The organism is Frankia tisae, from assembly GCF_025403405.1.
In the GTDB taxonomy this organism is placed as follows: domain Bacteria; phylum Actinomycetota; class Actinomycetes; order Frankiales; family Frankiaceae; genus Frankia; species Frankia tisai.
Genome location: NZ_JANEZT010000757.1, coordinates 1 through 780, shown reverse-complemented (window position 1 = coordinate 780; position 780 = coordinate 1). Strand labels below are relative to the sequence as shown.

At 73.5% G+C, this 780-nt stretch carries 1 pseudogene; it reads left to right on the top strand.

Annotated elements, in window-relative coordinates:
- Positions 1 to 688, top strand: a pseudogene (locus NBZ85_RS31520) (serine/threonine-protein kinase); the annotation flags it as partial.
- Between the last annotated feature and the right edge of the window lie 92 nt (positions 689 to 780).

The following is a 780-nucleotide window of genomic DNA, read 5'->3' as shown; positions in this document are numbered from 1 at the left end:
GGCCTGGGACGCCGGGGCCGTCAACCGCCCGCTGCCCCACACCCCCCGTCCCTCGTTCGACGGCGCCGTCTTCCCGGGTAAGCGGTGGAGGTTCCTGCTGTTCGGCTCGCTGCTGGTCGGCATCGGGGCTGTCCTGTTGGCCGCGGCGCTGATCGCCTTCATCGATCTTCTGTTCACCTATAAGGACATGAGCTCCAGCGATCTCTCCGACGACATCATAGGCGGGAGTATCTGCGCCGTGATCGGCGTCGGCGCGCTGTTCCCGGGCTGGTGGCGTCTCCGCTTCGGCCTACGGCCACCGAAGCTGACGATCGGCCGCCACAGCCTGCGCGCCGAGGTCAGCGGGCAGCGCTACGACCGCGTCTGGCCGGATATCGCCCGCGCCGACGTCATCCGGCTGGGTCGCCGGGAGGTACTCGCGGTCTGGCCGGCGCGGCCTACCGCGGCCTGGGCGTCCGGGCGGGCACGGCCGGCTCGCCGGCGCTCGAAGGGGCGCTACCGGTTCGTCTGGTACAACCCGGTGCTCGGCTGCGACATCGTGATGGACATGGCGCTGCTGCGGGGACGGCCCGCGCGGGGCGTCTCCGCAGCACTCGGCTCGGTCACCGTCGCCGCGACGGGCAGATCCGCCGCCGGGCCCGGGCCTGGCCACACCGCGCCCGGACCCGGACCCGGGCCCGGATGGTGACGATCGGCCCACCGCCGTCCCAGCGTCGGCGCCATCCCGAGACGTGCACCCGCCGAGGCTGCGGGGCCGCCCAAGGCTGGGCCGTCTACGAG